This is a genomic window from Clostridia bacterium, from assembly GCA_035561135.1.
In the GTDB taxonomy this organism is placed as follows: domain Bacteria; phylum Acidobacteriota; class Terriglobia; order Terriglobales; family Acidobacteriaceae; genus DATMYA01.
This window is the reverse complement of record DATMYA010000025.1, coordinates 1-8,693: the sequence shown is the minus strand read 5'-3', so window position 1 is coordinate 8,693 and position 8,693 is coordinate 1. Positions and strand designations below refer to the sequence as shown.

At 59.7% G+C, this 8,693-nt stretch carries 11 protein-coding genes; 2 read left to right on the top strand and 9 right to left on the bottom strand.

Going from position 1 to position 8,693, the window contains the following annotated elements; all coding sequences use genetic code 11:
* Positions 1-258 (top strand): hypothetical protein (locus VN622_06925; protein HWR35586.1); only part of this gene is annotated, 258 nt, incomplete at its 5' end.
* A gap of 174 nt (positions 259-432) precedes the next feature.
* On the opposite strand, the gene VN622_06920 is transcribed toward VN622_06925, so the two are convergent.
* From VN622_06920 to VN622_06900, 5 genes are all read right to left on the bottom strand, one after another.
* Positions 433-819 (bottom strand): DUF488 domain-containing protein, encoded by a 387-nt coding sequence (locus VN622_06920; protein HWR35585.1) that lies wholly within the window; start codon positions 817-819, stop codon positions 433-435.
* A gap of 182 nt (positions 820-1,001) precedes the next feature.
* Complete coding sequence (locus VN622_06915) at positions 1,002-1,295, bottom strand: hypothetical protein (protein HWR35584.1); 294 nt, start codon at positions 1,293-1,295, stop codon at positions 1,002-1,004.
* Between the two features lie 461 nt (positions 1,296-1,756).
* The gene (locus tag VN622_06910; protein ID HWR35583.1) at positions 1,757-2,095 is read right to left on the bottom strand and encodes a Rieske (2Fe-2S) protein; all 339 of its coding nucleotides are present in this window, start codon (positions 2,093-2,095) and stop codon (positions 1,757-1,759) included.
* An 8-nt stretch (positions 2,096-2,103) separates the two neighbouring features.
* On the bottom strand, positions 2,104-2,484 hold the full coding sequence (locus VN622_06905) for a DUF2231 domain-containing protein (protein HWR35582.1): 381 nt from the start codon (positions 2,482-2,484) through the stop codon (positions 2,104-2,106).
* Positions 2,485-2,785: 301 nt separating this feature from the next.
* Positions 2,786-3,091: a hypothetical protein gene (locus VN622_06900; protein HWR35581.1), complete on the bottom strand. Its 306-nt coding sequence runs from the start codon at positions 3,089-3,091 to the stop codon at positions 2,786-2,788.
* A 317-nt stretch (positions 3,092-3,408) separates the two neighbouring features.
* On the opposite strand from VN622_06900, the gene VN622_06895 reads away from it, so the two are divergent.
* Positions 3,409-5,298, top strand: coding sequence for a transketolase (locus VN622_06895; GenBank protein ID HWR35580.1), 1,890 nt, complete (start codon positions 3,409-3,411; stop codon positions 5,296-5,298).
* 79 nt (positions 5,299-5,377) lie between these two features.
* On the opposite strand, the gene VN622_06890 is transcribed toward VN622_06895, so the two are convergent.
* From VN622_06890 to VN622_06875, 4 genes are all read right to left on the bottom strand, one after another.
* Positions 5,378-6,187: a CBS domain-containing protein gene (locus tag VN622_06890; GenBank protein HWR35579.1), complete on the bottom strand. Its 810-nt coding sequence runs from the start codon at positions 6,185-6,187 to the stop codon at positions 5,378-5,380.
* Between the two features lie 338 nt (positions 6,188-6,525).
* Entirely contained in the window at positions 6,526-7,461 is a 936-nt protein-coding gene (locus tag VN622_06885; GenBank protein ID HWR35578.1) for an aldo/keto reductase, read from the bottom strand.
* 298 nt (positions 7,462-7,759) lie between these two features.
* Entirely contained in the window at positions 7,760-8,041 is a 282-nt protein-coding gene (locus VN622_06880) for a carboxypeptidase-like regulatory domain-containing protein (GenBank protein HWR35577.1), read from the bottom strand.
* Positions 8,042-8,230: 189 nt separating this feature from the next.
* The coding region (locus tag VN622_06875) for a peptidylprolyl isomerase (protein ID HWR35576.1) at positions 8,231-8,693 on the bottom strand (463 nt) is incomplete at its 5' end.

Genomic DNA, 8,693 nt, shown 5'->3' with positions numbered 1-8,693 from the left:
GTCGCTATCGGCGCTCGCCTACCTGATGTTGAACAGAGCGGCGAACCATGCACGTCGGCAAACTCGCTGGCGGGTCTTGGATGCAGTCGAGCTGTGCTCGATTCAATCGTTTCCGGCCAGCGATCCTCCATCCTGGACGATGGCCTCGATAGGCTAATAGCATCGGAATCCAGCCTGAGTGCCCTCTATCACAAACGGGTCGTCTCATCGGCTCGTGCATTCCTGGCGGCGGACGCGTGCTGGGATGGGCGTGACTAAAGCGGCTGAACAGCCCCGCTCCGGCACGCATATTCCGCGGCCGCCCCGATCGCGGACCCCAAGGCATGGAGCACGAGGATGGCGAGCGCCTCGCTCGCGGGGGAAGAAAGCTCCTCGAATGAGGCGCACTGCACTGCGAAATCCGTCACCTCTTCACTTTGCGTCATGAAACCATCAATGGCGTGGGCGCCCGCCGGAGGCACGGGTTCTGGTGCCCGCCTTGTTCTCGATGTACTCCTTCAAGGCGACGGCGTTATTGTGCTCCGTATCATGCGAGCTATAGAGCAGGGTTACGGTACTTTTCAGCGCGGCCTCGCGGATCGGAGCCCAGACATCGGGGACGCGATCGAGTTCAGCAAAGTACCTGCGCCGGAATTCCTGCCATTTTTCAGGATCGTGGCTGAACCACTTCCGCAATTCGGTGCTGGGGCCGGCGTCTTTGAGCCAGTCATCGATTCGCAACGAGGTCTTTTTGATGCCGCGAGGCCAGAGCCGCTCGATGAGGTAGCGCACCCCATCATCGGGATCCTCTTCCTCATAAACTCGTTTCAGTTTGATCATTTCAAAACCTCCAACATCCAACAGTTGAGCGGCCCGCACCTGCTTCCGTGGCGCTGTTCGAGCGCGCCTGAAATTCGCTCTGGCAGTCTCCGGCCGCAAATACCCGGCTCGCTCGAGTCCGTCCAACAGCAAATGGAAATAAACCAGCCCTCCATACGGCGTCCATTTGCCGACCGCGCGCATTACACGGCCGTAGTCGAGCGGTTTGCGCAGGTGCGCAGCAGAATGTATTCGGCGGTCCAACGCCCCACACCCGACAACTCCAATAGCCGGGACATCGCCTTCTCATTATCCAAATTTGCGAACGACTCCAGATCCAATTGCCCGGATGTGACTTCCGTACCCAAACCGATGAACTCACGGGTTTTGACGGTGTTGAAGCCAGGGAACGCAGAGATTCCGGTACCGCCGTTGCCAGGTCCTCCGATCTTGGGAATGCATGCCGCATCGCATCCTCCTCGAACCGCAATCCGCATAGCGCCGAAAGCCCGTTCAGAAGGAGAATCCTTACAGTCAGGCTGAACTGCTGGCAGGCTATGCCGTTGCCGAGACCTTCCCATACGGTCGGAAAGCGCGGCGGCTTGAGTCGCTGGAAGCGCGAGGCAAGTTCGTGCAGGTGGCTGTGCTCCGCCGCAAGCCGGTAGAAAGATCTTAGATCAACGTGCAGTCCCAACGGGGTGGTTACGGTGGTCTTCACAATAGCGGGGAGATGTGCAGCAGAAGCGGTGACCTCGAGCCGCGGCGTAGTCGCGCTTCTCGATTGTGTAACCCTCACGAACACTGGCTTGCCTTGGACAGCCAAGACTCGCTCGTAGGTCTCCCCGTCCCACCGATCCACTTCGTTCTCCGGCCGGCGCCGGATCGCCCAGACAGTCAGATCGAGGCGAAAAGGCGGCGCCGGATCGATATAGAACGATAGGTGGCCCAACTCACACTCCTACATGCCCCTTCGCGAGGTCCTGTTGGCGGGCTCTGTCTGTCCATTGCGGACCCTCGCCTCAAGGCAAGGCTGAGGGTGAACAGCAGGACCGTCCAACACACGCCCGTCCTCCAAAGCGAAGCGCGAACCGTGCCAGGGGCATTTCACGCTGCCATCGATGAACTCACCTTCCGACAAAGGGCCGCTCAGGTGCGAGCATGTCTCGGCCAGGGCGAAAATACGATGATCGCGTTTCGCCAGCAAGATCGGAGTCCCCCCGTACTCGATGCGCCGCAAACTGCCGTAGCGAAGCTCAGACTCGGCCAGCACCGGAACAAAGTCATCCGGAACGACCATATTGCCGGCTAGGCGCGCCGCGGCCGCAACGGCGTCCGGCCGAATGCGCGCGACTTCCGCCGGCGCGCAACGAGTGAACCGGTAAACAGCGCGACGGCTCCAACGTTCATCAAGCGATGTGTCAGGCCAATGCGGCGCGCAGGGGGATCGGTGTCCTGCCAATCCGTCAAGCCGCCGCTGCCGCCTAGCGCTCCGACAATGCCTAGTACCAAGGCGCTATCGGCTGCGATGCCAAACTCTCTGCGATCGCTGACAGCGTCGATGACATCGAAAACCATAGCCGCGGTCCACGCGCCGATGGGTACGTCGGTGAGCGCTGCGTGGAGCGGATGACCAAGCCACGTGTGGTGAAGGGTATGGAGTAGCCGGTCTCTTCCCGGTACACTCACAAAAGTCCTTCCTTGCGCAGTTCGTTATCGAGTTGCGCCGCATCCCGGTACCGGAGCGTGCGCATTCCGATACGCTCTGCGCATTCGATATTCAGCGCCCGGTCGTCAATGAAGATGCATTCATCCTCTCGAGCGTTGTGTAATTTGCAAGACCAGCCTGTAGAACCGCTGATCGGGCTTTCGCAAGCCGCAATAACAGGAAGAAAAGAAGACATCAAGGTAGTTGCGTAACTGAAAGCGCTCGATTCTGTATCGGTTCAGGTCGAGGGATTCGTTGTTCAGGGTGGCCATGAAGCATCGCTTATTGCGCGCCAGCGCCTCGACGACGGTGAGCGCCGCAGGACAGGCCGCCGGATTGCGCCAACATGAAGTCCCTGAATTGTTCGCGCGTGAACATCCTCCGCTCATAGAAAACCGTGCGGTCGAGATAATCTTCGAGCTCAATGCGCCCGGTCTCGAAGTCGGCCACAACAGACTCGTGCCTTTGTTCAAATGCGTCCCAATCGAGGCGAAACGCGGCGGCGGCTCGCAGCCGGGCAGACCGGTCCCAGCCGTTCGTGAGGACGACTCCTCCCACGTCAAAGAAAAGAGCAGTCGTGGCCGGCATGAGCTTAAGTTTGGAAACCGATACGCAGGGTTCGATCGGTCTCTGCGGGTGAGGCGCTGCGGATACAGGCGCCGGCCTCGTTCCGAATGCGGTGGACATTGAACGACTGGCGGACTATTCAGGACAGCGCCTCGGTCAATACTGGCCTCGGCATTCATTTCTTTGATATCTGCGTGCCACATCAGCAGAGGGCGCCCGTCCATTTTACGTTGTTCTGGCCTGAGGCGCAGCGATGGGAAGGGCGGGATTACAAGGTGCAGGTCCGCACATGAGTACCGCCTCTAAAACCTGGTACTCACGAAGGTGAAGGTGTACTTATGTCTACCATGGCAACCAACGAAGAAGTGTGGGCATTGCTTGGGAGAAAGGCGACGCAGCTACGGATTCATTCAATTCGCGCAACGACAGCAGCAGGCAGTGGCCACCCGACAAGCTGCGCGTCCGCGGCCGAGATCCTGTCCGTGTTGTTTTTCTCGGTTATGCGATATGATCCGGCTAAACCACGCGACTCTCGGAATGACAAATTCGTGCTTTCGAAGGGGCATGCCGCGCCCATCCTTTACGCAGCCTGGGCCGAGGCAGGCGCATTTCCGCCCGAACGGTTGACCACCTTGCGGCGGCTCGATTCGGACCTTGAAGGCCATCCTACGCCACGCCTGCCCTTCGTGGATGTGGCGACCGGTTCTCTGGGGCAAGGCCTCTCAAACGGTCTTGGCATGGCGGTTGGAGCCCGTATGGATGGCGCGGGCCGGCGCATATACGTACTTCTGGGCGATGGCGAGTCGGCGGAAGGCTCGGTTTGGGAAGCGGCTGAAATTGCCTCTGCGTGGAAGCTCGGCAATCTTTGCGCGACCATCGATATCAATCGTCTCGGCCAGAGCCAGCCCACCATCCTCCAGCACGATATGGAGACGTATCGGCGGCGCTGGGAGGCTTTTGGCTGGCGAGCGCTAATTGTGGACGGCCACAATATTCCCGCATTGCTGGATGCCTACGTGAAAGCCGCAAAGACCCCCGATCGGCCCACGGTGGTGTTGGCGCGAACGATCAAAGGGAAAGGCATGATCGGAGTAGAGGACAAAGAGGGTGAACACGGTAAGGCAATGGCGCCCGAAGTGGCGGCCAGCATGATCAGCGCTCTGGAACGGGATTTGCCGGCCACTCGCATGAGATGGGATCCCAATCTGCCTGCCGGGCCGCCCAACGCCGGCGGAGCGCCCGCCGCGGAACCATCTGTGCCTCCGCCATATGCTCCGGGCAGCAAGAAGATCGCTACGCGCAAAGCTTTCGGAGACGCCTTGGCGGCCCTCGGGGAGAATGATTCACGGATCGTCGTCCTGGATGGCGATGTCAAGAACTCAACTTACACCGAAGAATTCCAGAAGGTCTGCCCCGATCGGTTTCTCGAATGCTTCATTGCCGAGCAGAATATGGTTGGGGTGGCGACCGGACTGGCCGCGCACGGAAAGATTCCGTTTGCGTCCACGTTCGGCTGTTTTTTAACACGCGCCTACGATTCTGTACGGATGGCCGCGATCAGTGACGCGAATATCAAGCTGGCCGGCACGCATGTCGGTGTGTCCATTGGCGAGGACGGGCCGTCGCAAATGGGGCTGGAAGACATCGCGATGATGTGTGCCGAGCCGAATTACACTGTGCTTTACCCGTCGGACGCAACGGCGGCATGGCGCGCCGCCAAACTGGCTGCCGAGCACAAGGGGCCGTGTTATCTGCGGCTGGCGCGCATGGCAACTCCGATCTTCTATGGGCCTGAGGAGAAATTCGCTATCGGCAAGTGCAAGATCTTACGGCAAAGCGGCCGGGATCGGGCAATGATCGTAACGGGAGGAGTGACGCTCGCGGAAGCGCTGGCGGCCTATGATCAACTGCGGACGGAGGACCTCGAGGTATGCATTATCGATCTGTTCAGCATCCAGCCGATCGACCGCGAGGCGTTGATCGAGGCGAGTCGCGCTGCCGGCGGCCTTGTGGTCACCGTCGAGGACCACTATGCGCACGGCGGTCTGGGCGATGCGGTGCTTGCGGCACTAGCCGAGGAACGCGTCGAAGTCCATAAACTTGCAGTCCGCGAGATCCCGCACAGCGGGAAGCCGAGTGAATTGATCGAGCGCTATGGCATTTCGGCTCGCCAGATAGCGGAAACGGTGAGGAGGGTGACTCGGCAAACCTCTGACGCAGGGCGCTGATGCTCTGCCAACAGCAGCAAGGAGGCAAGGGCAATGCTGAACGCGAGCGCTACCAGGCGCGGCCTGGTTGCAGTAAAATTCAACCGGTCTGAACGGGCGCTCTGGCGCGCCCCGCTTTGACCGGTTTCAGCCGTCTGCGCTGTAACGCTTTTCGTACAGCTCGTTCCGCTCCGGCGATAGCGCCGTCGATCGCTACTTCGGCAGATGCATCCTGGTTATTGAAAACCACACTCGGAAGTTCGCTCAAAACCACTTTGATCCGGCACAATTGATCGACGCCGCCGCGAGGCCCATTCACGTCCTTCACGCGGACGCTCACGCGCTCGATGGAGGCTGCGAACTTTCCAAGCTTCCTACCAAGCTTTCGACGGATGTCGGCTCTGCTGTCTTCGCTGAGTCGGACTCCCACCACGCGAATATGAGCCGGAATCAGGGGGGCTTTGGCGCGGCCGGTTATCGGCTTGAGAGCTTTGGGCAACACGGCCCGGAAGGGCGCTCGTTGCCTGCTGCCCGGTGTTTCAGGCCGCGAATGGGATTCGCGGCCAAGCTCGTCCAAGACATCGGTAGCGGTTACGATACCCACGAGTCGGCCGTCCTCCAGAACCGGCAGGCAGCCGATCAGCCGTTTCAGCATCAGGTCGGCCGCCTCAGCAAGCGTGGTTTGCGGTCCGGCGCTCACTACGTCCGGCGTCATCAGATCCCGGACCGTGCGGCCCCGGACGAGGGGGCCACCCAAATCGCGCTCGGATAGGATCCCGACGATGCCCGCGTTCTCCGTTACCACCAAGTGGCGTATGCGGCGGCGTTTCATCCGGGACCTAGCAGCGCTCGCCATTTCCGTGGGATCGATTGTAACGACGCCGGTGCTCATGATCTCGCGAAGCTGCATGAAGTCGAACCCCTCTCAAGCATGTGGAGCACTTCGTATTCCACCCCGCCTGCCATGGCCGGTTCGGTATGGGACGCTTCCCTTGAGCGATTGTGACTTGGCCAGCGCCTGCCACAGCATTGGCCGCTGTCGCCCGTACCACGAAATTGCGTGGCAACAAACGCGCTGTGACTCGCTGTGCGCCTGCACTCGCGCATGTATTCGTCCATCCCGGGAGCGACTCGCGGACAGAACGAGGATGCTTGCATAAAAGCGGCCCCTGGCGATGAAAACCACCCCCTCTGGTCCTGACTCGTTCGCGGGCTCGTTGAGGAATCGCTGCTGGACTTGTGCGGCTCTTAACCCAGCCAGTGCGGATTGTGCGCGGTGCCATCAAACCGGGAGGTGGTTTTGAACAATTCGTACGTGCCGCTCATCGCAGCCTCTTTTGTTTTCGCCAGAAGGCTCGAGAGCTGGGCCTCGGACATGGGCTTAAACGTCCGCACGGCCGCGAAGGCCTGATCGAGCCGGTCCATGGATTCGCAACCCGTGATCACGACGGATGTTGGCAGGTTCAGTGCGTAGTGCAGACACTCAATCGGACTTACCACGCCGCTCTTGAGGATCATACCGTCACCCATCGGTTTCATCCCCAGCACCGCTGTGCCTTCCGTGGTCAGCCTGGGCACAACCTGTTTAGCGAAGCTGCGGAAGTGTGCGTCCATGACATTCAGCGGAAGCTGACAGGTATCGAAGTGGAACCGGTGTGCGGCAGCGATGTCGAGCATGCGCAAGTGCACCAGCGGGTCCTTGTGTCCTGTAAATCCGATATAGCGGACCTTCCCGGCCTTCCTGGCCTCCAGCACCGCTTCAAGTGCGCCGCCAGGAGCGAAGAATCGATCGGGGTCCTCCATCCGGATGTTTTCATGATACTGGATCAAATCCAAGTGGTCCGTTTGAAGCCGCTTAAGTGATTCATCGATTTGGCTTGCAGCCGCTTGCTTTGTGCGGCCGTCAAACTTGCTCATTAGGAATGCCTTCTGGCGGTACCCATCTCGCAATGCTTTCCCCATCCGGATCTCGCTCCCGCCGCTGTGATAATCCCAGCAGTTGTCGAGGAAGTTCATGCCGCGATCCAGGGCAGTCCTGATGATTTTAATACCTTCATTCTCGTCTTTCGGCCGTCCGATGTGATGACCGCCAAGACCGATGACGGAAACTCTTTCCCCGGTCTTCCCCAGCCTCCGATAAGGCATTTCACTTGATTGCGCGCGGGTAACTGCCGCGGCTCCCATTACCCCAAGGACGGTCATGGCATGTCTTCGATTCATTGCTAAAGGTCCTCCTTTCTGGTCAGTACCTCATCCTGCAGCCTGCACGGGGCTCGCCATCATTCGCAATACCGGCAAAAAGTTCTCAGCTGTGAAGTATTTTCCGCGATCCGATGTAGCCCAAATCGGGCCATAATGAACACCCGCATGGACACCCGCGCACGCGTTCTCGGCAGCAGAGGAGCGGGTATCCAAAGAAGACGGTGACGCCACGGCACAAAATCCCGCTTGGCTGGGTGACGAGCCCGAGCGAGTGCAGCAGTTAGTGCCTGAGTGAGATAGCCGATGTATGGTGCAAGCGATCATTCACGAGCGAAGCCTGCTGCAACCGCTGCCCGACACCCCTGGTATTGCTTTGGGTGCGGACGACTACACCAGTGGCCGTGTTGGTCAAAACCACCTCGGCGCTGGGTACAGCCGCGCCGCTTTGATCGCTGACAATTCCCGTGATAGTGGCAACGCTGGACTGGCCGAATGCGATGCAGGCCAATCCAAGGCCCGTAGCGGCAATCTTCGTCGCGCGCCGTAATGCCTCAATCCACATAACTTCCTCCCACGCTGGAATTTGCCAATGAGTTACTTCGAAGGAGCACCTGGCAGTTCTTAGCTGAACTGCCCAAGTCTAATGCGGAAAGGGCGGATGAATCTCTTAAAGATCGTGCCAAGAACTCTGAAGATCCCGTACCTGAGCGGCTGCGGCGAACCGCAGCCGCTGTTTCACTTGTGGCGAGTGCTACAGGATGGTGGCCTTCTTGATGTAGTCGAGCTTGGGGAAGGCAGTGGTCAGGTAAGCGTTGCCGCGGGCGGTGATCTGGCCCTGGTCGGGGTTCTCGCCGTAGCCGGGATAGATATTCTGCACCACGTCCATGCCTTCCACGACCATGGCGAAGGGCGCGAAGCCCTGGTCGTCGAGGGATTGGTTGCTCTTCAGGTTGATAAAGAGCTGCGTGGTGCGGGTATTTGGACCGGCGGTGGCGAACACCAGGGAGCCTACGCGGTTGGTCTGCAGCACGGGATCGTCGGGGATCGTCTTGTCCCATTTCCTGGTAACGGCAGGGTCTGCGGCGAGGCCGAACTGCACGACGAAATTGGGGACCACGCGGAAGAACCGGGCACCGTTGTAGTAACCGGCTTTCACCAGTTCTTCAAAGCGGCGCGCGCCGATGGGCGCCCAGTCACGGTGCACTTCCACCAGG